Annotated in this window: 26 protein-coding genes and 1 tRNA gene; 7 read left to right on the forward strand and 20 right to left on the reverse strand. The window is 62.9% G+C overall.

Going from position 1 to position 24,856, the window contains the following annotated elements:
* Positions 1 to 90: 90 nt before the first annotated feature.
* Positions 91 to 1,389 carry a 23S rRNA (uracil(1939)-C(5))-methyltransferase RlmD gene (gene rlmD / locus SUTH_RS12020; RefSeq protein WP_041099531.1) on the reverse strand — a complete coding sequence of 433 codons (1,299 nt, stop codon included), beginning with the start codon at positions 1,387 to 1,389 and terminating at the stop codon, positions 91 to 93.
* Between rlmD and SUTH_RS12025 the strand changes: the two genes are divergently transcribed.
* Positions 1,373 to 1,954, forward strand: a complete 582-nt coding sequence (locus SUTH_RS12025) for a DUF7931 domain-containing protein (RefSeq protein ID WP_148312925.1) — start codon at positions 1,373 to 1,375, stop codon at positions 1,952 to 1,954. The genes rlmD and SUTH_RS12025 overlap by 17 nt on opposite strands.
* A gap of 535 nt (positions 1,955 to 2,489) precedes the next feature.
* On the opposite strand, the gene SUTH_RS12035 is transcribed toward SUTH_RS12025, so the two are convergent.
* From SUTH_RS12035 to SUTH_RS12050, 4 genes are all read right to left on the reverse strand, one after another.
* Positions 2,490 to 3,251 (reverse strand): MBL fold metallo-hydrolase, encoded by a 762-nt coding sequence (locus tag SUTH_RS12035; protein WP_041099535.1) that lies wholly within the window; start codon positions 3,249 to 3,251, stop codon positions 2,490 to 2,492.
* A 22-nt stretch (positions 3,252 to 3,273) separates the two neighbouring features.
* Positions 3,274 to 4,434, reverse strand: a complete 1,161-nt coding sequence (gene bamC, locus SUTH_RS12040) for an outer membrane protein assembly factor BamC (RefSeq protein WP_041099537.1) — start codon at positions 4,432 to 4,434, stop codon at positions 3,274 to 3,276.
* An 18-nt stretch (positions 4,435 to 4,452) separates the two neighbouring features.
* On the reverse strand, positions 4,453 to 5,337 hold the full coding sequence (dapA, locus tag SUTH_RS12045; RefSeq protein ID WP_041099538.1) for a 4-hydroxy-tetrahydrodipicolinate synthase: 885 nt from the start codon (positions 5,335 to 5,337) through the stop codon (positions 4,453 to 4,455).
* Positions 5,338 to 5,439: 102 nt separating this feature from the next.
* The gene (locus SUTH_RS12050) at positions 5,440 to 6,318 is read right to left on the reverse strand and encodes a histone deacetylase family protein (protein ID WP_197539715.1); all 879 of its coding nucleotides are present in this window, start codon (positions 6,316 to 6,318) and stop codon (positions 5,440 to 5,442) included.
* A 127-nt stretch (positions 6,319 to 6,445) separates the two neighbouring features.
* Here SUTH_RS12050 and SUTH_RS12055 point away from each other — a divergent pair, with 127 nt between their 5' ends.
* Genes SUTH_RS12055 through mltB form a run of 4 tightly spaced genes read left to right on the forward strand, consistent with a single transcriptional unit; the run spans position 6,446 to position 11,271 of the window.
* The gene (locus tag SUTH_RS12055; RefSeq protein ID WP_041099542.1) at positions 6,446 to 7,366 is read left to right on the forward strand and encodes an AAA family ATPase; all 921 of its coding nucleotides are present in this window, start codon (positions 6,446 to 6,448) and stop codon (positions 7,364 to 7,366) included.
* Positions 7,367 to 7,368: 2 nt separating this feature from the next.
* Positions 7,369 to 8,343 (forward strand): DUF58 domain-containing protein, encoded by a 975-nt coding sequence (locus SUTH_RS12060; protein ID WP_052473593.1) that lies wholly within the window; start codon positions 7,369 to 7,371, stop codon positions 8,341 to 8,343.
* Positions 8,330 to 10,282, forward strand: a complete 1,953-nt coding sequence (locus tag SUTH_RS12065) for a transglutaminase TgpA family protein (protein WP_041099544.1) — start codon at positions 8,330 to 8,332, stop codon at positions 10,280 to 10,282. Before SUTH_RS12060 ends, SUTH_RS12065 begins: the two co-directional genes overlap by 14 nt.
* Entirely contained in the window at positions 10,279 to 11,271 is a 993-nt protein-coding gene (gene mltB, locus SUTH_RS12070; protein WP_041099546.1) for a lytic murein transglycosylase B, read from the forward strand. The genes SUTH_RS12065 and mltB overlap by 4 nt, the downstream gene beginning before the upstream one ends.
* Here mltB and rpoS read toward each other — a convergent pair.
* The 4 genes from rpoS to surE are packed head-to-tail and all read right to left on the reverse strand — an operon-like array spanning position 11,263 to position 14,506.
* Positions 11,263 to 12,177, reverse strand: a complete 915-nt coding sequence (gene rpoS, locus SUTH_RS12075) for an RNA polymerase sigma factor RpoS (protein ID WP_041099547.1) — start codon at positions 12,175 to 12,177, stop codon at positions 11,263 to 11,265. The two genes, mltB and rpoS, sit on opposite strands and share 9 nt — an antisense overlap.
* A 6-nt stretch (positions 12,178 to 12,183) precedes the next feature.
* Positions 12,184 to 13,104: a peptidoglycan DD-metalloendopeptidase family protein gene (locus SUTH_RS12080; protein ID WP_041099549.1), complete on the reverse strand. Its 921-nt coding sequence runs from the start codon at positions 13,102 to 13,104 to the stop codon at positions 12,184 to 12,186.
* On the reverse strand, positions 13,101 to 13,760 hold the full coding sequence (locus tag SUTH_RS12085; RefSeq protein ID WP_041099552.1) for a protein-L-isoaspartate(D-aspartate) O-methyltransferase: 660 nt from the start codon (positions 13,758 to 13,760) through the stop codon (positions 13,101 to 13,103). Before SUTH_RS12085 ends, SUTH_RS12080 begins: the two co-directional genes overlap by 4 nt.
* Positions 13,757 to 14,506: a 5'/3'-nucleotidase SurE gene (gene surE / locus SUTH_RS12090; RefSeq protein WP_041099554.1), complete on the reverse strand. Its 750-nt coding sequence runs from the start codon at positions 14,504 to 14,506 to the stop codon at positions 13,757 to 13,759. Before surE ends, SUTH_RS12085 begins: the two co-directional genes overlap by 4 nt.
* Positions 14,507 to 14,663: 157 nt before the next feature.
* Here surE and SUTH_RS12095 point away from each other — a divergent pair, with 157 nt between their 5' ends.
* Positions 14,664 to 15,800, forward strand: a complete 1,137-nt coding sequence (locus tag SUTH_RS12095; RefSeq protein WP_041099556.1) for a GNAT family N-acetyltransferase — start codon at positions 14,664 to 14,666, stop codon at positions 15,798 to 15,800.
* Positions 15,801 to 15,857: 57 nt separating this feature from the next.
* Here the strand turns inward: SUTH_RS12095 and SUTH_RS12100 are convergent, their stop codons facing one another.
* The 11 genes from SUTH_RS12100 to thrS form a co-directional block, all read right to left on the reverse strand.
* The gene (locus tag SUTH_RS12100) at positions 15,858 to 16,076 is read right to left on the reverse strand and encodes a hypothetical protein (RefSeq protein WP_041099558.1); all 219 of its coding nucleotides are present in this window, start codon (positions 16,074 to 16,076) and stop codon (positions 15,858 to 15,860) included.
* A 169-nt stretch (positions 16,077 to 16,245) separates the two neighbouring features.
* Positions 16,246 to 16,476, reverse strand: coding sequence for a hypothetical protein (locus SUTH_RS12105; RefSeq protein WP_041099560.1), 231 nt, complete (start codon positions 16,474 to 16,476; stop codon positions 16,246 to 16,248).
* Positions 16,477 to 16,596: 120 nt separating this feature from the next.
* Positions 16,597 to 16,673: transfer RNA gene (locus tag SUTH_RS12110), tRNA-Pro, on the reverse strand.
* 145 nt (positions 16,674 to 16,818) lie between these two features.
* Positions 16,819 to 17,190, reverse strand: a complete 372-nt coding sequence (locus SUTH_RS12115; protein ID WP_041099562.1) for a MerR family transcriptional regulator — start codon at positions 17,188 to 17,190, stop codon at positions 16,819 to 16,821.
* Positions 17,171 to 17,476 (reverse strand): integration host factor subunit alpha, encoded by a 306-nt coding sequence (locus tag SUTH_RS12120; RefSeq protein ID WP_041099564.1) that lies wholly within the window; start codon positions 17,474 to 17,476, stop codon positions 17,171 to 17,173. The genes SUTH_RS12115 and SUTH_RS12120 overlap by 20 nt, the downstream gene beginning before the upstream one ends.
* 17 nt (positions 17,477 to 17,493) lie before the next feature.
* Positions 17,494 to 19,872, reverse strand: a complete 2,379-nt coding sequence (gene pheT, locus SUTH_RS12125; protein WP_041099566.1) for a phenylalanine--tRNA ligase subunit beta — start codon at positions 19,870 to 19,872, stop codon at positions 17,494 to 17,496.
* An 86-nt stretch (positions 19,873 to 19,958) separates the two neighbouring features.
* Entirely contained in the window at positions 19,959 to 21,005 is a 1,047-nt protein-coding gene (gene pheS / locus SUTH_RS12130; protein WP_041099568.1) for a phenylalanine--tRNA ligase subunit alpha, read from the reverse strand.
* Positions 21,006 to 21,081: 76 nt separating this feature from the next.
* Positions 21,082 to 21,441: a 50S ribosomal protein L20 gene (gene rplT / locus SUTH_RS12135; RefSeq protein ID WP_041099570.1), complete on the reverse strand. Its 360-nt coding sequence runs from the start codon at positions 21,439 to 21,441 to the stop codon at positions 21,082 to 21,084.
* Positions 21,442 to 21,452: 11 nt separating this feature from the next.
* Positions 21,453 to 21,650, reverse strand: a complete 198-nt coding sequence (gene rpmI / locus SUTH_RS12140) for a 50S ribosomal protein L35 (protein ID WP_041099572.1) — start codon at positions 21,648 to 21,650, stop codon at positions 21,453 to 21,455.
* Positions 21,651 to 21,767: 117 nt separating this feature from the next.
* A complete protein-coding gene (infC, locus tag SUTH_RS12145) occupies positions 21,768 to 22,295 on the reverse strand; it encodes a translation initiation factor IF-3 (RefSeq protein ID WP_084207380.1) in 528 nt (175 codons plus the stop codon).
* A gap of 28 nt (positions 22,296 to 22,323) precedes the next feature.
* On the reverse strand, positions 22,324 to 24,240 hold the full coding sequence (gene thrS, locus SUTH_RS12150; protein WP_041099576.1) for a threonine--tRNA ligase: 1,917 nt from the start codon (positions 24,238 to 24,240) through the stop codon (positions 22,324 to 22,326).
* A gap of 149 nt (positions 24,241 to 24,389) precedes the next feature.
* Here thrS and SUTH_RS12155 point away from each other — a divergent pair, with 149 nt between their 5' ends.
* Complete coding sequence (locus tag SUTH_RS12155; protein WP_041099578.1) at positions 24,390 to 24,815, forward strand: YybH family protein; 426 nt, start codon at positions 24,390 to 24,392, stop codon at positions 24,813 to 24,815.
* Positions 24,816 to 24,856 lie beyond the last annotated feature (41 nt).

Below are 24,856 nucleotides of genomic sequence, written 5' to 3' on the forward strand. Positions count from 1 at the left end.
ATCAAAGTCGGCGCCGGCGACACGGCGGCCGAATGAAAAACGGCGACAGATGTCGCCGTTTTTCATGTGCCCAGCCGGATCAATGATCGCTCATTTTTCGAACAGGGCGATCGATTCGAGGTGGGAGGTATGCGGGAACATGTTGGCAATACCGGCGCCGCACAGACGATAAGCCTTCTCATGCACCAGCACTGCCGCATCGCGCGCGAGCGTTGCCGGGCTGCATGACACATAGACGATGCGGCGCGGGCCACCTTCGGCAGGCAGCGCCTTGATCAGTGCGATTGCTCCCTCGCGTGGCGGATCGATCAGCAGTTTGTCCAGGGGGCCAAGTGCGGCAAAGCTTTCCTCGGTCGCTTCGAACAGATTGGCAACGGCAAAGTCGCAACTCGCGGCCAGACCGTTGTGCAGGGCGTTTGCCCTGGCGCGATTGACAAGAGCAGCACTTCCCTCGACGCCGAGAACGCGCGCGCCCAGACGGGCAATGGGCAGGGTGAAATTTCCCAGACCGCAAAACAAGTCGGCAATCCGCTCGCCCGCCCGCGGTTTCAACAGAGCCATGGCGCGCCTCACCAGCATGCTATTGACGCCATGATTGACCTGCGTGAACTCGGTCGGATGAAACAGCAGCTCAAGGCCGAAATCCGGCAACTCGTAACTCAACAGCCGCGCATCCGCCGGATGAAACAGGGTGACCGTCTCCGGCCCCTTGGCCTGCAGGTACCAGATGATTCCCTGTGTCTCGGCAAACGCACGCAGGCGATCCAGGTCGTCAGGCGCAAGCGGCTCCAGGTGGCGCAGCAACAAAACAGTCCGCGCGCCGCCCACTGCGACCTCGATCTGCGGCATCCGATCGGGCTGCGACATGCCCTCGACCAGGGTCTTGAGCGCCGGTATCAGCGACGAAACATGCGGTGGCAACACTGCACAGGAATCCATCACCGCAACGTAGCTGCTGTGCTTCTCGCGGAAGCCGATCAGCGCCCCACCTTTGCTCGCCACATAGCGCACCGAAAGACGGGCACGCAGTCGATAGCCCCAGCCGGTGCCGGCGATGGGAGGAAATAGCTGTTCCGGCTTGAGGCGGGCGATATGCCACAGGGCATCCTCCAGCACGCGCTGCTTCGCGGCAGTCTGGCCGGCAAGGTTGAGATGCTGCATCGAACAGCCGCCGCAGATTCCGAAATGCGGGCACAGCGGCGCGACTCGCTGACTCGATGACCGCAATACGCGCACGGCTTCGGCTTTTTCGTAGCTCGGCTTGCGGCGATAGCTGGCGTATTCAACCAGTTCGCCCGGCAGGGCGCCTTCGATGAAAATCGCCTTGCCGTCGACATGCGCAACGCCGCGTCCTTCATGGTCCAGGGATTCGATGGTTGCTGACGGCATGGCGAATGGGATGGGCAATTCTGGAAAAGGGGGCGATTATAATCGGCGCCTGAAATCCAGTCGCTATTGCCCATGCTCAACGATGAGTTCCGCCTACACACTGCTTACCAGTGAAGCCGAGTATCGACAGGCCTGCGACAGGGTACTCGGCAGAGCCGAGCGCGAGATTCTGATCTTTGATCGCGATCTTGGCGCGCTGCGACTCGAAGACAAAGCGCGCCTTGAAAAGCTGGCCGGCTTTCTGCAAGCGGATGCTTTGCGCAAAATCCGCGTCGTGCTGCATGACCCCGGTCCCGTGGAACGCAATGCGCCGCGCCTGATGCAACTGATTGCCCGCTTTTCGCATCTGATCGAGGTGCGGCAAAGCCCGGATAACCTGCGCCATCTCGCGGATACCCACTTGCTGGCCGACCAGGTTCACGGTGTGCGCCGTTTCCATGTCGACCAACCGCGCAGCGCGCTGATTCTCGACGACCAGGCTTACCTTGACCCCTGGCGGCAGCGCTTCGAAGAGCTGTGGGAACTGTCCCACTCCTGCTTGAGGTTCAATATCACGGGATTGTGAAACAGGAGCCCTGGAACTTTCAGGCTGAAGTCACGCACCACAGTTTATATTTGGCATGATAAAATTCCCGGTTGATCGAAATGGAATCGTTCCGATCAACCAATTGGCCATGTAACTCCATAACGTTAAGGATCTCCTCAAATGAAGCAATCTCTCCTCGTAGCCGCCCTCCTCGCCCTGGCTGTGTCCGCTTGTGGCAAAACCGAAGCCCCGAAGCCCGCTGAAGCTCCGAAGGTAGAAGCTCCGAAGCCCGCCGAAGCCCCGAAGCCCGCTGAAGCTCCGAAGGCTGACGCTGCTGCCCCGGCTGCCGCTCCCGCTGCTGGCGCCGCTCCGGCTGCTGGCGCTGCTCCCGCTGCCGCTCCGGCCGCTGCTCCCGCTGCTGCTGCGCCTGCCGCCGCCGCTCCGGCTGCCGCTCCGGCTGCCGCTCCCGCTGCTGCTCCGGCCGCTGCTCCGGCGAAGAAGTAATTCTTCACCTGCCTTCGGGCAAGAAAAAGCCAGCCTTCGGGCTGGCTTTTTTGTTTTCGGATGGCCCGGCTCAGAGATCGCGCCAGGCGAAACCATCGTCCTGGGTTGCGATGCCGACCCAATCCTGGGCGCAATCCAGCACCGCGGACAATGCGGCCTGCGCAAGCGCAGGACTGTTGTTTTCCTCCGAAAGATGTGCAGCCACCACGTGACGCAGGCCTGAGTGCCTTATCCGGGACAGCAGCAATGCCGCCGCCGCATTGTCCAGATGCCCCCAAAGACCACCAATCCTGCGCTTCAGGGCCTGCGGATAACTTCCTTGCGCCAGCATTTTCACATCGTGATTGCACTCCAGTACGAGCGCATCGCAGGCATCGAGCATGTCCACCATGTGCCGTGTAACGTGACCGGCGTCGGTCACCACTCCAAGTGTTCTTGCACCATCACCAAGGACAAACTGCACTGGTTCACGAGCATCGTGAGGAACCGGAAAAGGACGCACGCAAATATCGCCGACCGAGAACGGCTCATGGCTGTCGATGATCGTGATCCGCGTGTCGGTACCGTCATCACGGCACGCGGCCAGGGTCCCATGTGTGAGCAGGACGGCCCAATCGAAACGCCGCGCACATGCAAAAACCCCTCCAATGTGATCGGAGTGCTCATGCGTCACCAGCACGGCATCGATGTCGGCGGCTGCCAGACCCAGTCGCTCCAGCCGGCGCACCATCTCGCGCGTGCCAAAGCCGGCATCGATCAACAAACGGGTACTGCCAGCCTCGACCAGCAGGGCATTGCCCCGGCTGCCGCTGCCGAGCGAAGCGAAGCGCACTTGGGCTTGCCTGCTTCCCCGCTTACTTCAGTTGCTCGTGCAGCAGGCCCAGAATGCGCCTGGAGGTATCCGATCGATCCACGCCACCTTCGCGCGTCAAGACCTGGACAGTGGTCGACTCGCCAGCAGTCTTGACGTGAATGCGGTACTGGGCCTGGCTGGGCTTGTCACCGGCACCGCCTTTCCAGAACATCAACTTGGAAAGAATTCCTTTGTCATCGTCTTTTTTCTTGCCGTCGATATCGGGATCGACATAGCGCACGAAATACAATCCCTGCGTGCGGTCACGATCTTCCACGGTGAAGCCGACGCGATCCAGCGCCAGTCCGACGCGCCGCCAGGCCCGGTCAAAGGCTTCTTCAAGCAGCAAAGCACCCGCGCCGTCTGTCGATCGCGAGAGCTTGGCACGTTCCTGCCGCTGCTCGGCCGCCACCATGGTTTTGGCACGCGACTCCTCGACACCCAGGCGCACCATCAGGCGCCGCAGCATCTCGGCTTCCAGTTCCGGATCCGCCGGACGCGGCTGCCACTTGGTGTCGCTCTTGCCTTCGTTGACGAATATCTCGTACATGCCGCGATGGCTGATGTAAATCTCCACCGTACCCGGTTCGGCGCCTTTTTCCAGACGGGTACGGAACTTGTCGCGTTCCGCCGTCGAGTAGAGGCTGTCGAAAACCTTGCCGATGGTGCCGCGAATGATGTCCTGCGGCAGTTTGGCGCGGTTCTCGGCCCAGTCGGTTTCCATGATCCCGGCTTCGGGCACTTCCACGTTCACCAAAAATCCCAATTCCTGCCAGAACTCCTTTACGCCGGGCCAGAGCTTTTCAGGTGAACCGCCGACCACCAGCCAGCGTTGCGTGCCGGAACGCTCGATTCGCATCTTGTCGATCTGGGGAAGCAGATCCTGCGCCGTCGTGGTGCGCGCCTGCCCGGCCCGCTCGCTGGAGTAGGCCGAATAGGTGGCCGAGCCCTTGCTGGTGGCAACGTCCGGTACCGCATAGCGCTCATCGCGGCTCTGCTGCGTCAGATCGGGGGGGATTTCCAGCGGCGGAAGTTTCCCGGCAGACTTGTACTCGATCTTTTTGGATTCCGGAAGGATGTTGCCGCCGCAACCGGCCAGCAAACCGATCAGAAGCGCAGCAAGGGTTCGGGACAGCAGTGAAAATGAGCGATTCAGATTCATTGAGTATCGGGTTCCTGATCAGATGCTGATGCCGGCTTCGCGCATGGCGAGGCGCACGCGCTCATGGAACTCGGGCGACAAAGGTGTCATCGGCAGGCGCATGCCGCCACCGATCAACCCCATCTGCTGCGCGGCCCATTTCACCGGAATCGGATTGGCTTCATGAAACAAATTGCGATGCAGGCCCAGCAAGCGGAAATTTATCTCACGCGCCGTCGCCAGATCGCCGGCAATGGCTGCCGCGCACATCTGGTGCATCAGGCGCGGCGCGACGTTGGCCGTGACCGAAATCGAGCCCTTGCCGCCGAGCAGCATCAGGGCGATGGCCGTGGCGTCATCGCCGCTATATACGCTGAATCCGGTCGGGGCGCGCTTCAACAGGTCCGAACCGCGCTCGATGTTCGCGGTCGCGTCCTTGATCCCGACAATACCAGGCACCTGCGCCAGGCGCAGGGTCGTGTCGGTTGCAAGATCGGCCACCGTGCGTCCCGGCACGTTGTAAAGGATCATCGGCAGGTCGACGGCCTCGGCAATTGTCTTGAAGTGCCGGAACAAGCCTTCCTGGGTCGGCTTGTTGTAGTAGGGCACCACTGAAAGATGGGCATCGGCACCGGCCTTTCTGGCGAACTGCGCCAGTTCGACAGCCTCTGCGGTCGAATTCGCTCCGGTACCGGCAATCACCGGGATGCGTCCGGCGACGTGCTTCACGGTCGTTTCAATCAGCGCGCAATGTTCGGCGTAATCCACCGTTGGCGACTCGCCGGTGGTGCCGACAATCACGACGCCGTCGGAGCCCTCTGCGATATGCCAGTCGAGCAGGCGCTGCAACCCGGTCAGGTCGAGCGAGCCATCATCCTGCATCGGCGTGAGTATGGCGGGAATGGAACCCTGTATGGTCTTCATGAACGTATCCGAAACTGAATGCTGCCACCGGCAGCCAAATGAGAGCGTAGAAAGTCGAATTCTAACTGATGGCCCTGCGGCAGCACACCCTGCAACCCCTGCTTACAAATCAGCCAGCGCCTTGATGTGCGTGGTGACGCTGCGGGCCATCGCGGAGAGCGCATACCCTCCCTCCAGCAAGGACACAATGCGTCCTTTGGCGAACTCATCGGCAACCTGTTTCACTTGTTCGGTGACCCAGGCATAGTCCGACTCGACAAGCCCCAGCGAACCCATGTCGTCCTCGTAATGTGCATCAAAACCGGCCGAGATGAAGATCATTTCCGGCTTGAACTCGCGCAGGCGAGGCAGCCAGATGTCATAGACCACCTGCCGAAACTCGTCGCCGCGCGTTCCGGCTGGCATGGGCACATTGCACATGTTGGACGCCGGATTTTCGGTTCCGCAATAAGGGTAAAACGGATGCTGGAAAATCCCGGCCATCAGGACTCGCTGGTCGCCGGCGAAAATCTCCTCGGTACCGTTGCCATGATGCACATCGAAATCAATGATCGCGACGCGCGACAGCCCCCACGCCTCCAGTGCATGCCGCGCGGCGACGGCAACGTTGTTGAAGAAGCAGAAGCCCATGGCCTTCGCCCGCTCGGCATGATGTCCTGGCGGACGCACGGCGCAAAAGGCATTCTGTACTTCGCCACGCATCACCAGATCGGTGGCGAAGCACCCGGCGCCGGCCGAGCGCAGGGCAGCCTGCAGGGTGCCGGGTGACATTGCGGTATCCGGGTCAAGATGGACGATGCCGTGCGCAGGGCTGCTGCTATGCAAATGGTCGATGTAGTCGCGCGGGTGCACCCGCAGCAGTTGCTCCACTTCGGCCAGCGGTGCATCGTGGAACTGCAGGTAAAGATCAAGCCCCGAAGCGATCAGGCGGTCGCTGATGGCTCCCAGACGATCCGGGCATTCCGGATGATGGGCGCCCATGTCGTGCTGCCAGCAGTCGCGATGGGTAATGAAGGCGGTGGTTGTCATTCCGGGCGTCTTGTCTGATGACTTACAATGGAAAACAAAAGCATATTATCCATCAAAGCCCACGGAAAACTCAGCCCCCATGCGACTCCCCGAACTGGATGCCATTCTGGCCGACATCAACCGCATCATCCTCGGCAAGGATCGGCCAGTCCGTCTCTCGCTGGCCTGCCTGCTGGCACGGGGACATCTGCTCATCGAAGACGTCCCGGGCGTAGGCAAGACCATGCTGGCCCATGTGCTTGCCCGCGTTCTGGGCATGGATTTTCAGCGCATACAGTTCACCAGCGACATGCTGCCGGCCGATATTATTGGCGTTTCGATCTTCGACCGGAACAGTGGCGCTTTCCATTTCCATCCGGGACCGGTGTTCAGCCAGGTGGTGCTGGCCGACGAAATCAATCGCGCCACGCCCAAGGCACAAAGTGCCTTGCTCGAAGCCATGGAAGAAAGACAGGTGACGGCAGAAGGCCAGACCCGTCCCTTGCCAGAACCGTTCTTCGTCATTGCCACACAGAACCCGACGCATCAGGTTGGCACGTTCCCGCTGCCCGAATCCCAGCTTGACCGCTTCCTGCTCAAGATCGAACTCGGCTACCCCGATCCGGTGGCGGAACGCGAACTGCTCGCCGGCGCCGACCGGCGCCAGATGCTCGCCAGCCTCGTTCCGCGAATCACGCCACGGCAATTGATCGAACTACAGGAGAGGACGCGCGCCGTGCATGCGTCGCCAGCGCTGATCGACTACGTCCAGGCCTTGGCCACGCATACCCGCACACAGCCGCACTGGCAGGCAGGCCTGTCGCCGCGCGCCTGCCTCGCGCTGCTTGCGGCAGCACGCGCCTGGGCCTTGCTCGAAGGTCGCGACCACGTCTTGCCGGAAGATGTACAAGCCGTGCTGCCCGGGGTCATCGCCCACCGCCTGCGGCTGGCGGACGAAACCATCCGCAGCGACGTTGAAGCCGCGGCATCCGCGTTGATCGAGGCGGTTCCGCTACCCTGAACATGCCTGGCACCCTGCGCCACCGGCTGCACGAAGCTTTCGTTCGCTGGGCACTGCGCGTGCGCCCGCCGGAACCGGCCCCGATCATCCTCACCCAGCGCCGCGTCTATGTGCTGCCGACGCGTGCCGGCCTGGCCTATGCCGCCGCGCTCGGCGTCATCCTGCTCGGTGCGATGAACTACAACCTGAGCCTGGGACACGCCCTGGTGTTTCTTCTGGCCGGGCTGGGCATCGTGGCCATTCTCCACACTTTCCGCAACATCGCCCTCGTCTCGATTCGCCCGGGCCGCTGCGAGCCCGTATTCGCCGGAAGCTCGGCCCAATTCGATCTGGTGCTGGAGAACCAGCGTCCGGATGCGCGCACCAGCCTGCGCCTGTTCCTCGACGACCAAGCTCCGATCGAGGTGGACATCGGCCCGCACACCAGCACCACAGCCGCACTGCACGTTCCCGCCACGAAGCGCGGCTGGCTGCCGCTGTCGCGGCTCACCATCGAGACCACGTGGCCCCTGGGGCTGGTACGTGCATGGAGTTATGCGGTTCCCGACATGAACTGCCTGATCTATCCGGCACCGGCCGCCAAGGCGCCTCCCCTGCCCTGGCACGGCGAATCCGCAGGAGGCTCGACCAGGGACGGCAACGGCGCGGATGATTTCTCCGGCCTGCGCAAACACCAGGAGGCGGACTCGCCTCACCATGTGGCCTGGAAGGCCGTGGCCCGCCAGCATGACGGCCCGCTGCTGACCAAGCTGTTCTCGGGCGCGTCGGCACAGCAGCTCTGGCTGGAGTGGAACGATTTGCCCGCTGCGCTCGACACCGAGCAGCGCCTGTCAATTCTTGCGCGCTGGATGATCGATGCCGAAGCAGCAGGATTCGCCTGGGGCCTGCGAATGCCTGCGCTGCGCCTGGCCCCCGACAACGGTCCGACGCAACTTGGCGCCGGACTGCGCGCACTGGCCTTGCATGGCTCGCAGTAACCGCCCCGTCAGCCGACGCCAGGCGTGGTGGCTGCTGGCTACCGCGCTGGCGGCCTTCCTGCCGCTGACTCCGCAGCTTCCGCTGTGGCTCTCGCTTGCCGCCGGGGCCGCATTCAGCTGGCGTGCGGCACTCACCTGGTGGCAATGGCGGTTGCCGCCGCGCTGGCTGCTGGTCCTGCTGGTAGTTGCCGGCACCGCAGGCGTACTGATGCAGTACCGGACCATCCTCGGCCGCACGCCCGGAATTGCCCTGCTGGTGGTCTTTCTCGGCCTCAAGCTGCTCGAACTGCGCACTGCGCGCGATGCGGTGGCCACGGCCTTGTTGTGCTACTTCCTGGTCCTCGGCCAGTTCCTGTTTACCCAAACCATTCCCACGGCGCTGCTGGCGGCAATGACCGTGCTGATCACTACCGCCACCCTGCTCGCCGCCAGCGATGACCGCCCGTCGCCACGGCAGCAAATTCGCCGTGCCGGACTGATGCTGGGGCAGGCGCTGCCTTTCATGCTGCTGCTGTTCCTCCTGTTCCCGCGCGTCCAGGGGCCGCTGTGGGGCATCCCGCAGGATCGCTTTTCCGCGGTCTCCGGAGTGTCCGACACGATGGCACCCGGTTCGATCGCACAGCTCTCGCAGTCCGATGCGATCGCCTTCCGGGTGCAGTTCAAGGGCGAAGTTCCGCCGCAGTCACAGCTGTATTGGCGCGGCCCGGTGATGCCGGCGTTTGACGGCCGCAGCTGGCGCGTCGCGCAAACCCGGGGCGCGTATTCCGAAATTCCGTATCCAGGAATCGGCCAGCCGGTGGACTACGAAGTGACGCTGGAGCCGCATGGAAAATTTTGGCTGTTTTCGCTGGAACTGCCTGCCAGCCTGCCGCCGGAAAGCGGGCTGACCAGCGACTACCAGCCCGTCGCGCGCCAGGCCGTGCGCAACCGCATGCGCTATGCGCAACGCGCCTGGCCGGAAGCGATCGCCGGCGCGAACGAGACACCCGGCATTCTGCGCGATGCGCTGGCGCTGCCGAAAGGCGGAAACCCCCGCACACGCGCCATCAGCGAGGGCTGGCGCGCGCAGCACGGCAACGACGGCGCTGCGATCCTCGCCGCCGCGGAGGACCTGTTCAATCGGCAACTGCTGATCTACACGCTGAATCCGCCGCTGCTGGGCGCCGACATGGTCGACGAGTTCCTGTTCGATACCAAGCGCGGCTTCTGCGAACACTTTGCCGCCGCCTTTGTCTTCGCGCTGCGCGCCGCCGGCGTTCCGGCACGGGTAGTGGCCGGCTACCAGGGCGGCGAAGTCAATCCGGTGGACGGCTTTCTGGTCGTGCGCCAGTACGACGCCCATGCCTGGACCGAGGTCTGGATTGCCGGACGCGGCTGGATGCGCGTCGATCCGACGGCGATTTCCGCGCCGAGCCGGATCAACAGCAACCTTGCCGCCGCCGTCCCCTCGGGAGAGCCACTGCCGTTTCTGGCGCGCGGCGATCTGGCCTGGCTCAAGGAATTGCGCAACCGCCTCGACGCCGTCACCAATGGCTGGAATCAGTGGGTGCTCGGCTACAACCCGCAGCGCCAACGCGACCTGCTTGCCAGCCTGGGAATGACTGAGCCTGACTGGCGCAGCATGACCGCAGTCCTTTCGGTGCTCTGCGGTGCGGTCATGCTCGGACTGACCGGCTGGATTTTGCGCAACCGCATGCGCGTCGATCCGGCACTTGCCGCATGGCGGCGATTCACCGCCCGCCTGGCCAGGCACGGCGTTGCATGGCGGCCATGGGAAGGTCCGCAGGCCTTTGCCGAACGCGCCGCCGTGCAAATCCCCGCACAAGCCCAAACTATTCGCGAGATCGCCGAGCTGTATGCGCGGCTACGCTATGGTCCGACGCCGCAACTCCCCGACCTGGCGCAACTCAAGATGAAAATCGCCGCTTTCAAGCCATGACACGCCTGCTCCTGCTTTTATTGCTGATCCTGCCCGGTGCCGTCGCCGCTGCGGAACCCTATGCGCAACGCGCCGATGTGCGGGCATTCGTCGAGGACATGCACAGCCGGCACGGATTCGATGCCGGCGTCCTGGATGCGCTGTTCCGCCGGACCAAACCGGTCGCCGCGGTGATCAAGGCGATCATGCCGCCCAAGGATCCCGCCGTGCGCTCCTGGCAGGCTTATCGGGGACGCTTTGTCGAGCCCCGGCGCATCGCCGCCGGAAGGCGCTTCATGCACATCCATGCCGCGGACCTCACAGCGGCGGCAACGCGCTATGGCGTGCCGGCCGAGGTCATCGCGGCAGTCATCGGCGTCGAGACCCTCTACGGCAAACAACTGGGCCGCTTCGACACCTTCGCCGCGCTGACCACGCTGGCCTTCGACTACCCGCCACGCGCAGAGCTGTTTCGCGGGGAACTGGAAGAACTGCTGCTGTTGGCGCGCGAGGAGAACCGCAGCGTCCTGAGCTATACCGGTTCGTACGCCGGTGCCCTGGGCTTGCCACAATTCCTGCCTTCCTCCCGACGGCGTTTCGCCATCGATTTCGACCAGGACGGCCGCATCGATCTCACCGCCAGTCCGGCCGATGCGATCGGCAGCGTGGCCAATTTCCTGGCCGAGCATGGCTGGGAAAGGGATGCGCCGATCGCCGCAATCGTCACCGCCACCGGCGACGGCGTGCAAGCGCTGATCGACCAAGGCATCGCACCGAAGCATACGCAGCAGCAGATGGCGCTTGCCAACGTCAGCATCCTGACAGTCGGCGCTGGCGACACGGCGATTCCCGAACGACCGGCCGCGCTGATCGACCTGGCCACCCCGGGCGCCGCCACGGAGCACCGTCTCGGCTATCGCAACTTCTATGTCATCACGCGTTACAACCGCAGCAGCTTCTACGCCGCGGCCGTCATGGACCTCGCTACCGCCTTGCGCGACTCAAAGTAGCGCGTCGGGCGTCAGCCCGTCACGTGCGATGCGCTTCCGCAGTTTGGATAGCGCCTCCATCTGTATCTGCCGCACCCGTTCGCGCGTCAAGTCCAGATCAACGGCGATGCTTTCCAGCGTGCTGGCGTCCTGCCCGCCCAGGCCATAGCGGCGTTCGACCACCAGACGCTGGCGCTCGGTAAGCTGCGCCACCCATTCCGCAACGAGGCCCTCGGCCTCATGCTGGGCAAGATGGCTCTCCGGATTTTCGGCTGCGTCATCGGCCATCGAATCGGACATCGACAGATCGGGATCGATGTCGAGCGGCGAATCGAGCGAGGTGGAACGCTCGTTGAGCATCAGCAGTTGCCGTATCTCGTCCACCGGGCGATCGAGCAGGCGCGCCACGTCTTCCAGCATGGCGCCATGCGCGTCATCCTGCGGATTGCGCTCGCGATCGAGCCGGCGCATGGCGCGCAACACGAGGTTGAGCTCCTTGATCACGTAGATCGGCAAACGCACGGTGCGCGACTGGTTCATGATCGCGCGTTCGACATGCTGCCGAATCCACCAGGTGGCGTAGGTCGAAAAGCGGAATCCGCGTTCCGGATCGAATTTCTCCAGCGCATGGATCAGCCCCAGATTGCCTTCCTCGATCAGGTCGTCGAGTGGCAGGCCACGATGCATGTAGTGCCGGGCGATGCTCACCACCAGCCGCAAATTGGCTTCGATCATGTGCTGGCGTGCCGCAAAGTCGCCATCCCGGGTGGCACGCGCCAGGCTGATCTCCTCCGTGGCAGTCAGCAACGGCGTTGCGCCGATCTCGTGGAGATAGACCTGGGTGATGTCTTCGATCAGGCCGGACTCGTGCGAGTCCGCCACGGCTTCAGCTTCTTCGCGATCCGCCGGGAAGGCCTCGTCCCCCATGGCGCATCAGCGGGCAGGAAGAAACTTCTGCGGATCGGCCGGCTTGCCCTGGCGACGAATCTCGAAATGCAGCCGCGGACTGTCCGAGTCGGTGCTTCCGATTTCGGCAATCTTCTGGCCCTTGGTCACCGTCTGCTTTTCCTTGACCAGAATCTTGCTGTTATGCGCATACACCGACAGATAGGTTCCATTGTGGCGCAGCACCACCAGATTGCCGTACCCGCGCAAACCCGCGCCGGCGTATGACACCACGCCGCCCGCCGCCGCCAGCACCGGGTCTCCGCCCTTGCCGGCGATATCGATGCCCTTGCTGCTCCCCTCGGCAAATGGCGTGATCAGCTTGCCGCTGGCCGGCCACATCCACTCCACCTCGTCACCGGCGACAACCGGCTTGTCGACCGGCTGCGCTTCGACTGGCTTCGGCTCGGGCCTGGTGTCCACCGGCCTGGCGGCCGCTTCTCCCTGTCGTGCCCTGGCCAGCGCCTCCTCGGAATAGGCCAGCTTGCCGCCCCTCGGCTCGCGCTTGAGGGTATCCGTATTGCTGCTGGCAGGCGTGGCCGACTGTTTCACTTCGATCGGCCCGCCGGAACTCACTGGCTTGGCCACCGCAACCGGAGCGCCATTGTCGGGCGGCGTAACGCGCAGCTGCTGGCCGATCATGATCCGGTTGGGGTTTTCGAGATTGTTCCAGGCCGCCACGTCCTTGTAGTCCTGGCCGTTGTCCAGCGCAATGCTGTAGAGCGTGTCGCCCTTCTTCACGCTGTGATAGCCGATCCGGGAATCCGTCGTCGCCGCTGCCTGCACCGGAGCCGCGGGTTTTGTCGCGGCGGGGGCGCCGCCCCGCTCCTCCACCGGCGCGGGCGCATGGCTGGCGCAGCCGGCAATGATCGGCAGCAGCATTACCAGCATCAGGCGCGCAGCGTTCATTCCACTCCCGGTAACAGCGGCACGAAGCGCACCGCGTCAAATCGTGTTTCGACAAAGCCGCCTTCAGTGCGCTCGACCAGGCTGATCACCTGTTCCGCGCTGCCCAGCGGCATCACCAGCCGCCCCCCTTTCGCCAACTGCGCCAACAGGGTCTGCGGCACGTCGGCCGCGGCGGCGGCCAATATGATGGTATCAAATGGCGCGGCTTCCGGCAGGCCAAGATTGCCATCGGCGTGCTTGAGGCGGATATGCGAAAGCTTGAGCTGTTTCAGGTTATCGCGAGCCCGCGCCAGCAAGGGCGCAACGCGCTCCACGGCGAATACGTGCTTCGACAGGACGCCGAGGATGGCCGCCTGATAACCGCAGCCGGCGCCGATCTCCAGCGTCTTGCCCAACTCGCGGCCGGCCATCAGTATCTCGATCATGCGCGCCACCACGTAGGGTTGCGAGATCGTCTGGCCAAAACCGAGCGGCAGCGCCGTGTCGTCGTAGGCGCGATTCGCCAGCGCCTGCTCGATGAAAATGTGTCGCGGCACCAGGCCCATCGCGTGCAGTACCCGGGTATCGCGAATGCCCTGTTCGCGCAGGCGTTCCACCATGCGCGTACGGGTGCGCTGCGAAGTCATGCCAATGCCGGTGACCGCGGCCGTATTCATTGTTCCGGATTGAACCAGCGGCGCACGTCGGACACCTGCGCCGCATGGGTGAGATCGATTTGCAGCGGCGTAATCGACACCCAGCCGTTTTCCACCGCATGAAAATCCGTGCCTTCACCGGCATCGGCAGCCGGACCAGCGGCGCCGATCCAGTACATGGTCTCGCCGCGCGGGCTCACCGATTTGACGGCCGGTTCCGCCTTGTGGCGGCGCCCCAGACGGGTGATCTTGATACCGCGCAGGTCCGCGTAGGGGATATCCGGCACATTGACATTCAAGAGAATCGGCTCGGGAAATGGCGTGGCGCTGAAACGCTGCACGAGTTCGCGCGCCACGCGTCCCGCCGTGGCGAAATGCCGTCCCTCGAAACTGGCCAGCGATACGGCAATTGAAGGCACGCCGAGCAGATAGCCTTCCGTGGCCGCGGCCACCGTGCCGGAGTAGATCGTGTCGTCGCCCATGTTGGCGCCGAGATTGATGCCCGAGACGACCATGTCGGGCTGGTGATCGAGCACCCCGGTCACCGCCAGATGCACGCAATCCGTTGGCGTGCCGCTGACATACATGAAGCCATTGGCCGCCTGGCGCAGGTAGAGCGGCCGATCCAGCGTCAATGAGTTGCTTGCTCCGCTGCGATTGCGCTCGGGCGCAACCACCGAAACGTCGCCAAGATCGGCGAGGCTGGCCGCAAGCTGGGCGAGCCCCGGCGCGAAATAGCCGTCGTCGTTGCTGAGCAGAATGCGCATGGAGTCAGAGTCTGGAAGATCGTAAAACCAACGCCCATTTTAGCTCATCGCAATCCGCCACCGATGGCCGGAACAGAGCAGGACTATGCCTCCATCCCGCAGGTCATCACAATCCGGAATCCGGCTTGATGGCGGGCGCGGAGTAGGATTGCGGCCAATGGAAATCGTCCTGCACCACGCCGCCACCGACATTGCCCGGACCGACTGGGCCGCGCTCGATCACGACGGCGATCCTTTCGTCAGCCGGGCCTTTCTCGGTACCGCCGAGAAAGTCGGCGCTGCCGGTACGGCGATGGGCTGGCAGGCGCGGCATCTGGGGCTGCATGAAGACGGCCTGCTGCTGGGGCTTCTGCCGCTCTACCTGCGCAATCATTCCTTCGGCGACTTCTCGCGCGACTGGAACTGGGCGTCGGCCTGGCAACGCGCCGGCCTCGCCTACTATCCCAAGCTGGTCAGCGGCGTGCCCTACACGCCCTCGCCGGGGCCGCGCCTGCTGGTGCGGCAGGGCATCGAACGCGATGCCGTGGCGCCGGTACTGGTCGAAGCCGCAGTGGACGTCGCCCGCCAACTCGGGGCTTCGTCCTGGCAATGCCTGTTCGTCGAGGAAGCGGATCGCAGCCTGCTGGCCGAAGCCGGCCTCCTGATGCGGCGTGGCGTACAGTTCCACTGGTTCAATCGGGCTTACCGCGACTTCGACGACTTCCTCGCCGGCTTCACCGCCGACAAGCGCAAGAAGCTCAAGCGCGAGCGCCGTCTGGTGCGCGAATCCGGGCTGAGAATGGAAGCCCGGCATGGCGATGAAATCGACCCCGGGCTCTGGCATGCAATCCATCGCCAGTATCGCGACACCTTCGCCCGCTACGGCAATCACCCGGCATTTCCCGTCGAGTTCTTCATCGAAGCGGGCGCCCTGCTCGCCCGCCGGATGGTGGTCTTCATCGCCTTCCGCGACGAACAGCCGGTGGCATCCGCCATCTGCTATCGCGACACCCGCACGCTGTATGGCCGTCATTGGGGCACCGAGGTCGGAATGCCCGGACTGCACTTTGAGCTTTGTTACTACCAGGGCATCGAATACTGCATTCGCCACGGCCTGCAAGGCTTCGAGCCGGGTGCGCAAGGCGAACACAAGCTTGCCCGCGGCTTCGAGCCGGTGCCGACGTGGTCGGCATTCTGGATCGCCAATCCCGGCATGCGCAGGGCTGTGGCGGACTTCATCGCCCGCGAGGATTCAGCGATGCAGGACTACGAAGCGGAAACCGCTGGCCATCTTCCCTTCAAATCGCCCGGCTGATCCGGCCGGACGGGACTTGCGCTTTGCGCGCCGGGAATTCCGCTTCGCGGGCCGGCGTCAGTGATTGCCGGAAGCGATGGCGAACATCCGTTCATTCCGCTTTTTTCGCGCCTCTTCGACCGTCAGGCCAACCAGGCTTTCGGGCGGCAATGGGACATCCCAATGCTGCTGAAACAAATCCATGTCCTCGCCGGTATCAAGGTGGGCTCGGTAGACCTTCTCCTGCCAGGCAGGAGCGTTGGGCAGGGCAACCAGTTCGACGGATTCAATGCGCATGGAATTGTCCTCTTGAGGCTTGACGTTTCCATCATCCTGCGCCCGGGACAGTCACCCCGTAATCCGGAAATTAACGAGGAATATCCCCCTGTTTCCGCTTCTCAAACGATGTGAAAGAGGTTCCAGCGAACGGATCACCCCTCGGCAGGCCGCAACTGCAGCCATGCGGTCACTTGTCCTGGCGAAGCTCGTTCAGGCGCCGGGCGTGGCTTCTGGCTTCCGCGGTATTCATCGCGGATACCTGGCGACCAAAGGCGTCGCGGGCTTCCGCAGTCTTCTGCGTGGCCTGGATACTGCGAATGCAGCGCCAGCGTTTTCCCGCCTTGGTTTCGATCTGGCGCATCTCCTCAACCGGATGATGTGCGCCGCAGTGGTAGCAGAATTTGGTCTGGGTGGTCATGAGTCAGATTGTCAGCCGTGATTGATTTATAGCCAAACGCGCTATCAGGCACTTCTTTGGATAATCCGCACAACAAGGAAAAAGGGTTTCCAGCGTTTAACCGGAAACCCTTGGTATTACTGGTCGGGGCGGCGGGATTCGAACTCGCGACCCCTTGCACCCCATGCAAGTGCGCTACCAGGCTGCGCCACGCCCCGACAAATGAAATTATACCAAAGGAAACGCTTGCCAATGCTTTGTCGGCGCACGAAGCGCAATTCCCGACATTGACGGCCCCCAAGAGGGGGCCTCGTCACGCAAAGCGAAAGCACGCGCGCCAGTAATTCGGCTTTGCGAACTGCTTCAGGAAACGCGAAGAAATTCTATGATTGAGGCCAGTTCCGCACGCAGCGACGATTGCGATTCGCCGACCACCGCGTCCGGCACATCGTGCGCCTTCCCCGGGCCATCCTCGAGGCGATTGCGCGCGCCGCTGATGGTAAAACCTTCCTGGTACAGCAGCTCGCGAATCCGCCTCACCAGCAGGACTTCATGATGCTGATAGTAGCGGCGGTTGCCTCGCCGCTTGACGGGGCGCAGCTGGGTGAACTCCTGCTCCCAGTAGCGCAGGACATGCGGCTTGACGCCGCACAACTCGCTCACCTCACCGATAGTGAAGTAGCGCTTGGCCGGAATCGACGGCAGTTCGTCCCGGCTATTGCTGGCTGTTGCCACGCGGGAAAGCCTCGACCGCCGCCTTGAGTTTCTGGCTGGCGTGGAAGGTAACGACGCGGCGCGCGGTAATCGGGATCTCTTCGCCGGTCTTGGGATTGCGTCCGGGGCGCTGCGGCTTTTCGCGCAGCTGAAAATTGCCGAAGCCCGAGAGCTTCACGCAGTCGCCCTTTTCCAGCGCGAGGCGTACTTCGTCGAAAAAAGCCTCGACCATATCCTTGGCTTCGCGCTTGTTGAGCCCGACTTTCTCGAACAGCAGATCGGCGAGTTCCGCCTTTGTCAATGTCATATAAGCTCCGACCGCATTTAGCCCCGCAGAGACGCACTGAAGTCGCGAGTGGCAACCGCCAGCAGATTGGCGATCACCGCCTCGACTTCGGCATCCTCGAGAGTACGTTGAGTATCTTGCATAACTATCCGAAAGGCAAGGCTCTTTTCGTTTTCGGCCAGGCCCTTGCCCTGATAAACGTCGAACAGCGCCACATCGCGAACAATGGCCGGCGCAGCGGCGCGCAGGGCGGCCAGCAACGGCTCCAGGATCAGGCTCTGCGGCACCACCAAGGCCAGATCGCGGATCACGGCGGGGAAGCGGGAGACCTCGACATATTCGGGGAACGGGGTTGCCAGCAGCGCCGCCAATTCGAGCTCGAAAACCACCGGGGCGGTGCCCAACTCGTATTTCTGCACCCAGCGCGGATGCAGTTCGCCAATGATGCCGACGGTCTGTCCATCGAGGCTGACGGTGGCACAGCGGCCCGGATGCAGGGCGGGATATTCGGCCTTGGCGAATTGGAGGCGGCGCGGCGCGAACAAGGCTTCGACATCGGCCTTGACATCATAGAAGTCCACCCGACTGGCCGGTGCGCCCCATTGTTCGGGCACGGCCGGGCCGGCGGCAAGGCCAGCCAGACGCAGCGGCTGAGCGAAACCATCCACCGGACCCGCGGCGGGATCTTTGCGAAAGCAGCGCCCCAGTTCGAATACGCGGACCCGCTCGCTCTGCCGTTTGCGATTGGCGACCAGCGTTCCGACCAGGCCGCCGATCAGCGAGGAGCGCATGACGCCCATCTGGCTGGCGATGGGATTGGCGAGCACGATGGGAGCCTTGTTGGCGGCGAAGTCGGCTTCCCACGCGGCCTCGACGAAGCTGAAGGTCACCACTTCGTGATAGTTCCGCTCGGCGACCATGCGGCGCAGTGTCATCGGCGTACGGCTGGTCTCCGTGGCCGGCATCATTGCCATTCGCGCCACGGGCGGCTGCGACGGAATGTTGTCGTAGCCATGAATGCGGGCGATTTCCTCGATCAGGTCCTCTTCGATCTCGATGTCGAAGCGGAAGGACGGCGGCGTGACGAGGAAGTCGTCGCCCTGGCGCTCGACCGCGAGGCCAAGGCCCTTCAGCATGCCTTCGATGCGTTCGGCATCAAGCGCGATGCCCAGCACTTTGGAGACCCGCGCCGTGCGCAAACGCACCGGTTTGCGCGAAGGTAGATGTGCGGCCGAGACCGCCTCGATCACCGGGCCGGGTTGCCCGCCGCAGGTGTCCAGAATCAGTTGCGTCGCGCGCTCGATGGCCTTGCGCTGCAGTTCGAAATCGACGCCGCGCTCGTAGCGGTGCGAGGCGTCCGACGAGAAACCCAGCGCCCGCGCCTTGCCGGCGATCGCCGCCGGCGGGAAGAAGGCGCTTTCGAGGAACAGGTCGCGGGTGCCGTCGTTGATGCCCGAATGTTCGCCGCCCATGATGCCGGCCATCGCCAGCGGCTTCGCGTCATCGGCAATCAGGGCGGTGTCCGCCGACGGCGTCACGGTCTGTTCGTTCAATAGAAGAAGTTGCTCGCCAGCCCTGGGCAGACGCACGTGGATCGCGCCCGAAAGTTCCGCATCGTCGAAGGCGTGCAGCGGCTGGCCGAGTTCGAGCATCACGTAATTGGTGACGTCGACCAGGAAGGAAATCGAGCGGATGCCGCTGCGCTCGATGCGTCGCTTGATCCATTCCGGCGTCGGCGCCTTGGCATTGACGTTGCGGATGATGCGGCCGCAATAGCGCGAACAGGACTGCGGCGCATCGAGCACGATCTCGCGCGTGTCGGCGACAACCGCCGCCACCGGCTTGACTTCAGGCGCCAGCAGCGGCGCACCGGTCAACGCCGAGAGTTCGCGCGCGATGCCGAGCAGCGACAGGCAATCGGCGCGGTTCGGCGTCAGCTTGAGGGTAATCAGGTGATCGTCGAGATCGAGATGGCGGCGGATGTCCTCGCCGACTTTCGCATCGGCAGCCAACGGCAACAGCCCGCCATGGTCGTCGGAAAGACCAAGTTCACGCGCAGAGCAGAGCATGCCGAAGCTCTCGATGCCGCGCACCTTGGCCTGTTTTATTTCAATACCCGGCAATTTGGCACCGACCCGCGCGCATGGCACCTTCATGCCGGCGGCGACATTCGGCGCGCCACAGACAATCTGCAGCGGGCCGGCTTCGCCGACATCGACCGAGCAGAGTTTGAGCTTGTCAGCATCGGGATGCTTGTCGACGCTCATTACGTGAGCCACGACGACATTCGAAAAGTCGGCGCCGGCGGGACGGCGTTCCTCGACTTCAAGGCCGGCCATGGTCAGCACATGGCAGAGTTCCTCGCTCGACAGGGAGGGATTGCAGAGGCTGCGCAGCCAGGATTCGGAGAATTGCATGGATCAAGTCCTCGCCGGGCCGCCCCAAGGGGACATGCGCCCCCCGGTGGGGGGCAGCGAGCCGGGTTTGCGAGCGTGGGGGGCCATTATTGGAACTGCGAAAGGAAGCGCAGATCGCCTTCGAAGAACAGGCGCAGATCAGGGATCGAATAACGCAGCATGGTCAGCCGGTCCGGGCCCATGCCGAAAGCGAAACCGGTGTACTTTTCCGGGTCGAAGCCGCCGAAGCGCAGCACATTGGGATGCACCATGCCGCAACCGGCGATTTCCAGCCAGCGGCCTTCCAGCGCGCCGCTCATGAAGGCGACATCGATTTCGGCCGAAGGCTCGGTGAACGGGAAGAAGGAAGGACGGAAACGCACTTTCAGATCGTCGGATTCGAAGAAGCGCCGCAGGAAATCCGCAACCACGCCCTTGAGGTCGGCGAAGCTGACGTTCTCGCCAACCCAGAGGCCTTCGACCTGATGAAACATCGGCGAATGCGTGGCATCGGAATCAACGCGATAGACACGACCGGGGCAGATCACGCGCAGTTCCGGTATGGATTCCCGATGCTTGTTGCGTTCCGTGTGCGCCAGCATCGCGCGGATTTGCACCGGGCTGGTGTGGGTGCGCAACAGCACGTCGTCCTGCACCTTGCCGTCCTCGCCCTGCAGGTAAAACGTGTCGTGCATGGAACGCGCCGGATGATTCTCGGGCGTGTTCAGCGCGGTAAAGTTGTGCCAATCGGTCTCGATCTCGGGGCCGTCGGCCACGTCGAAGCCGATCGAGCGGAACAGTCGCTCGATGCGATCCAGGCTGGTGATCACCGGATGCAGGCTGCCACGCGGCAGGCCGCGGCCGGGCAGCGTGACGTCCAGCGCTTCCGTCGCCAGCTGGGCTTCGAGCTGGGCACTCTTAAGCGCTTCGCGCCGTGTCGCCAGCGCCGACTCTATGCGCTCCTTGGCGACATTGATCGCCGCACCGGCGCTCTTGCGCTCCTCCGCCGGCAGTTTGCCGAGCCCCTTGAGCAACGCGGTGAGCGAGCCCTCCTTGCCCAGGTAGCGTGCCTTGGCGTCTTCCAGCCTGGCCGACTCGGTGGCGGCAGCGAAGTCGGACGTGGCGGAAGCTACGAGTTGATCCAGGTTATCCATTGATCGCGACGCAAAAGCAAAAGTAAAAAAGGAGGCCCCAACAGCCCTGGGCCTCCTTCTCCGGGTACAGCGAAACTCAGGCCGTCAGCTTGGCCTTGGCCTGCGCGGCCAGGGCGGCGAATGCCGGCTTGTCGAACACCGCGAGGTCAGCCAGCACCTTGCGATCGACTTCGATCGAAGCCTTCTTCAGGCCGTTCATGAAGGTGCTGTACTTCATGCCCAGTTCGCGGGCCGCCGCATTGATACGGGCGATCCACAGGACACGGAACTGCCGCTTGCGCTGACGACGGTCGCGGTAGGCGTATTGCCCGGCCTTCATCACCGCCTCTTTGGCAATGCGATAGACCTTGCTGCGACGGCCGCGGTAACCCTTGGCGAGGTCAAGGACCTTCTTGTGGCGCGCGCGCGCCGTTACACCACGTTTAACTCTTGGCATGGCGTCTCTCCTTAACCGTTGGGCAGCATGGCGCGGACGGACTTCGCGTCGGACGCATGCACGGTGTGCACGCCGCGCAACTGGCGCTTGCTCTTGGTGGTTTTCTTGGTCAGGATGTGGCGCTTGAACGCACTCCCGCGCTTGATGCCGCCGGAAGCGCGCACGACAAAGCGCTTCTTGGCACCGCTCTTGGTCTTCATCTTCGGCATCGAAGATTCTCCCTATTACATGGCTGCCAGGTGTTTCCCGCCTCGGGAATGCTTGGTGACCCGCAACCACTTCTTGTTTCCGCATGACGGGCATGCGGAACAAATTCTGTTACTACCTCAGTGCGGCTTTTTCTTGGAAGCGGCCAGCACCATGATGAGCTGACGTCCTTCCATTTTCGGCCACTGCTCGACCATCGCCTGCTGCTCGAGGTCGGCCTTGATTCTTTCCAGCATGCGCATGCCGATTTCCTGGTGCGCCATTTCACGTCCGCGGAAGCGCAGCGTTATCTTTGCCTTGTCGCCTTCGCTCAAAAACTTGATCACATTGCGCAGCTTGATCTGGTAATCGTTCTCGTCCGTACCCGGGCGAAACTTGACTTCCTTCACCACCACCTGCTTCTGCTTCAGCTTGGCCTCGTGCTGGCGCTTTGCCTCTTGATACTTGAACTTGCCGATGTCCATGATCTTGCAGACAGGCGGCACAGCGGTTGGAGCGATTTCCACCAGATCCACACCGGCTTCTTCAGCCAGTGCCAGCGCCTGACGAATCGGGACGATGCCCAGTTGTTCTCCGTCTTCCCCGACCAGACGAACCTCGGGGGTGGTGATCTCTTCGTTGAGACGCTGCGATTTATCCTGAGCGATGGTTCAAATCTCCAAAAAATTCAAAAAATCAGACCGCTACGCTTCTGGTGCATTTTTCATGCAACAGACGTTCGATCAAGGCCTGGGGGGACATCTGCCCGAGATCCTGATTGCCGCGGGCACGTAAAGCGACCAACCCAGCGGCCTTTTCCTTGTCACCCACGACAACGATGTAAGGCCGCTTCAACAAGCTATGTTCGCGTATTTTATAGTTTATTTTCTCTCCGCGCAAATCGCTCTCGACGCGCAGGCCGGCTTCGCGCAGCATTTTCGCCACATTTTCGGCGTAATCGGTCTGCGCTTCGGAGATATTCATGACCACCACCTGCACCGGCGCCAGCCAGAGCGGGAAAGCGCCGGCGTGGTTTTCGACCAGGATGCCGATGAATCGCTCCAGCGAGCCGAGGATCGCCCGATGCAGCATCACCGGCGTGTGGCGGGCGTTGTCCTCGCCGACGAATTCGGCGCCGAGACGCTCGGGCATCGAGAAATCGACCTGCACGGTGCCGCATTGCCAGGAACGGCCGATGGCGTCCTTGATGTGGAACTCGATCTTGGGCCCATAGAAAGCGCCCTCGCCGGGAAGTTCCTCCCAACTCAAGCCGCTGGCGGTCAGCGCAGCGCGTAGCGCACTCTCCGCCTTGTCCCACAAGTCATCCGCACCGACCCGGCCCTCCGGCCTTAGTGCCAGCTTGACGGCGACTTCGTGGAAGCCGAAATCGGCATAAACGACTCGCACCAGATCGTTGAAAGCCGTCACTTCGGCCTGGATCTGGTCTTCGGTGCAGAAAATGTGCCCGTCGTCCTGGGTGAAGCCGCGCACGCGCATCACGCCATGCAGCGCGCCCGAGGGTTCGTTGCGATGGCAGGAGCCGAACTCGCCGTAGCGCAGCGGCAGGTCACGGTAGGAGCGCACATCAGTATTGAAAATCTGCACATGCCCCGGGCAGTTCATTGGCTTCACCGCGTAATCGCGGTTCTCCGAAGACGTGGTGAACATGTTGTGGCTGTAGTGTTCCCAGTGACCGGAGCGCTCCCACAGGCTGCGATCGAGAATCTGCGGGCAGCGCACTTCCTGATAGCCGTTGTCGCGATAGACGCGACGCATGTATTGCTCGATTTCCTGCCACACGGTCCAGCCGTGCGGATGCCAGAACACCAGGCCGGGCGCCTCTTCCTGCAGGTGGAACAGGTCGAGCTGGCGGCCGAGCTTGCGGTGGTCGCGCTTCTCGGCTTCCTCCAGCATGTGCAGGTAGGCATCGAGCTCTTCCTTCTTGGCCCAGGCCGTGCCATAAACACGCTGCAACTGCTCGTTCTTCGAGTCGCCGCGCCAATAGGCGCCGGCGACCTTCATCAACTTGAAATGCTTGAGCTTGGCGGTCGACGGCACGTGCGGGCCGCGGCACAGGTCGATGAAGTCGCCCTCGCGATACAGCGACACATCCTCGCCCTGCGGAATCGCCGCAATCAGTTCGGCCTTGTAGTGCTCGCCGATGGACTTGAAGAACTCCACCGCCTTGTCGCGCGACCAGACTTCGCGGGTGACCGGAAAATCCTTCTTCGCCAGTTCGGCCATGCGCTTTTCGATAGCCTCCAGGTCTTCCGGCGTGAACGGCCGCTTGCAGGCAAAGTCGTAGTAGAAGCCGTTTTCGATCACCGGGCCGATGGTCACCTGCGCCTCGGGAAACAGTTCCTTGACTGCATAAGCCATGAGATGCGAGGTCGAATGACGGATGATGTCGAGGCCCTCGGCATCCTTTTCGGTGACGATCGCAAGCTGGGCGTCGCGTTCGATCAGGAAGGAAGTGTCGACCAGCACGCCATCGACGCGACCGGCCAGCGCCGCCTTGGCCAGGCCGGCCCCAATCGATGCGGCCACCTCCGCTACCGTCAGTGCGTCCGGGTATTCGCGTTTCGATCCATCGGGCAGGGTGATCACCGGCATTTGGCTTGCTCCAGAAAAGCAACAGGGCGCACGGTTCACGCGAAAATCACGCGGTGCGCCCTGCAAATATGTTCAACGAAATTTTATCACAGCGGCTCTTTGCCTTACGGCATGATTCCGCTCTCATTACAGGCAAACAGGGAGGAATTATGAATATCGACGGATTCATGGAGAACTACAAGCGCGCCTGGGAAACCAGCGACGAGAACCTGCTGGCATCGCTGTTCACACCCGACGGCGCTTACCGCAACACCCCGTTTGCCGTCCAGCAGGGCCATGAAGCCATCAAGCAGTACTGGCAGCGCACCAAGTTGCAAACCGACATCAAGTTAACCTACGAAGTGCTCCAGCGCCATGCCACCGGGGGCATCGCCCACTGGCACACCACCTATCAGGTAACCTCCGAAGACATGTTCAAGATGTGGGCGGCATCGACCGGCACCAACATGCTGGCGCGAAAGCCCGGCGACCCGTTGCCGCGCCTGGCGCTTGATGGCATGGCCATCGTCGAATTCGACGGCGACGGACTGTGCCGCGACTTCCGCCTCTGGTGGCACAGCCGAATCGACGACTGAAAAGACAAAACGGCCGCAGGAAAAATCCTGCGGCCGTTTCG

The organism is Sulfuritalea hydrogenivorans sk43H (genome assembly GCF_000828635.1).
In the GTDB taxonomy this organism is placed as follows: Bacteria; Pseudomonadota; Gammaproteobacteria; order Burkholderiales; family Rhodocyclaceae; genus Sulfuritalea; species Sulfuritalea hydrogenivorans.

Excerpts from the sequence above, each read along its gene's own strand:
- SUTH_RS12065 (WP_041099544.1), top strand. The coding sequence starts at position 8,330 with ATGGCTCGCAGTAACCGCCCCGTCAGCCGACGCCAGGCGTGGTGGCTG.
- pheS (WP_041099568.1), bottom strand. The coding sequence starts at position 21,005 with ATGGATAACCTGGATCAACTCGTAGCTTCCGCCACGTCCGACTTCGCT.
- surE (WP_041099554.1), bottom strand. The coding sequence starts at position 14,506 with ATGCGCATTCTGCTCAGCAACGACGACGGCTATTTCGCGCCGGGGCTC.
- dapA (WP_041099538.1), bottom strand. The coding sequence starts at position 5,337 with ATGAAGACCATACAGGGTTCCATTCCCGCCATACTCACGCCGATGCAG.
- mltB (WP_041099546.1), top strand. The coding sequence starts at position 10,279 with ATGACACGCCTGCTCCTGCTTTTATTGCTGATCCTGCCCGGTGCCGTC.
- SUTH_RS12055 (WP_041099542.1), top strand. The coding sequence starts at position 6,446 with ATGCGACTCCCCGAACTGGATGCCATTCTGGCCGACATCAACCGCATC.
- SUTH_RS12120 (WP_041099564.1), bottom strand. The coding sequence starts at position 17,476 with ATGACATTGACAAAGGCGGAACTCGCCGATCTGCTGTTCGAGAAAGTC.
- rpoS (WP_041099547.1), bottom strand. The coding sequence starts at position 12,177 with ATGGGGGACGAGGCCTTCCCGGCGGATCGCGAAGAAGCTGAAGCCGTG.
- SUTH_RS12060 (WP_052473593.1), top strand. The coding sequence starts at position 7,369 with ATGCCTGGCACCCTGCGCCACCGGCTGCACGAAGCTTTCGTTCGCTGG.
- SUTH_RS12155 (WP_041099578.1), top strand. The coding sequence starts at position 24,390 with ATGAATATCGACGGATTCATGGAGAACTACAAGCGCGCCTGGGAAACC.
- rlmD (WP_041099531.1), bottom strand. The coding sequence starts at position 1,389 with ATGCCGTCAGCAACCATCGAATCCCTGGACCATGAAGGACGCGGCGTT.
- SUTH_RS12100 (WP_041099558.1), bottom strand. The coding sequence starts at position 16,076 with ATGCGCATTGAATCCGTCGAACTGGTTGCCCTGCCCAACGCTCCTGCC.
- SUTH_RS12105 (WP_041099560.1), bottom strand. The coding sequence starts at position 16,476 with ATGACCACCCAGACCAAATTCTGCTACCACTGCGGCGCACATCATCCG.
- rpmI (WP_041099572.1), bottom strand. The coding sequence starts at position 21,650 with ATGCCGAAGATGAAGACCAAGAGCGGTGCCAAGAAGCGCTTTGTCGTG.
- SUTH_RS12080 (WP_041099549.1), bottom strand. The coding sequence starts at position 13,104 with ATGAACGCTGCGCGCCTGATGCTGGTAATGCTGCTGCCGATCATTGCC.
- SUTH_RS12050 (WP_197539715.1), bottom strand. The coding sequence starts at position 6,318 with ATGGGCGCCCATCATCCGGAATGCCCGGATCGTCTGGGAGCCATCAGC.
- SUTH_RS12095 (WP_041099556.1), top strand. The coding sequence starts at position 14,664 with ATGGAAATCGTCCTGCACCACGCCGCCACCGACATTGCCCGGACCGAC.
- pheT (WP_041099566.1), bottom strand. The coding sequence starts at position 19,872 with ATGCAATTCTCCGAATCCTGGCTGCGCAGCCTCTGCAATCCCTCCCTG.
- SUTH_RS12085 (WP_041099552.1), bottom strand. The coding sequence starts at position 13,760 with ATGAATACGGCCGCGGTCACCGGCATTGGCATGACTTCGCAGCGCACC.
- rplT (WP_041099570.1), bottom strand. The coding sequence starts at position 21,441 with ATGCCAAGAGTTAAACGTGGTGTAACGGCGCGCGCGCGCCACAAGAAG.
- bamC (WP_041099537.1), bottom strand. The coding sequence starts at position 4,434 with ATGAATCTGAATCGCTCATTTTCACTGCTGTCCCGAACCCTTGCTGCG.
- thrS (WP_041099576.1), bottom strand. The coding sequence starts at position 24,240 with ATGCCGGTGATCACCCTGCCCGATGGATCGAAACGCGAATACCCGGAC.
- SUTH_RS12025 (WP_148312925.1), top strand. The coding sequence starts at position 1,373 with ATGGTTGCTGACGGCATGGCGAATGGGATGGGCAATTCTGGAAAAGGG.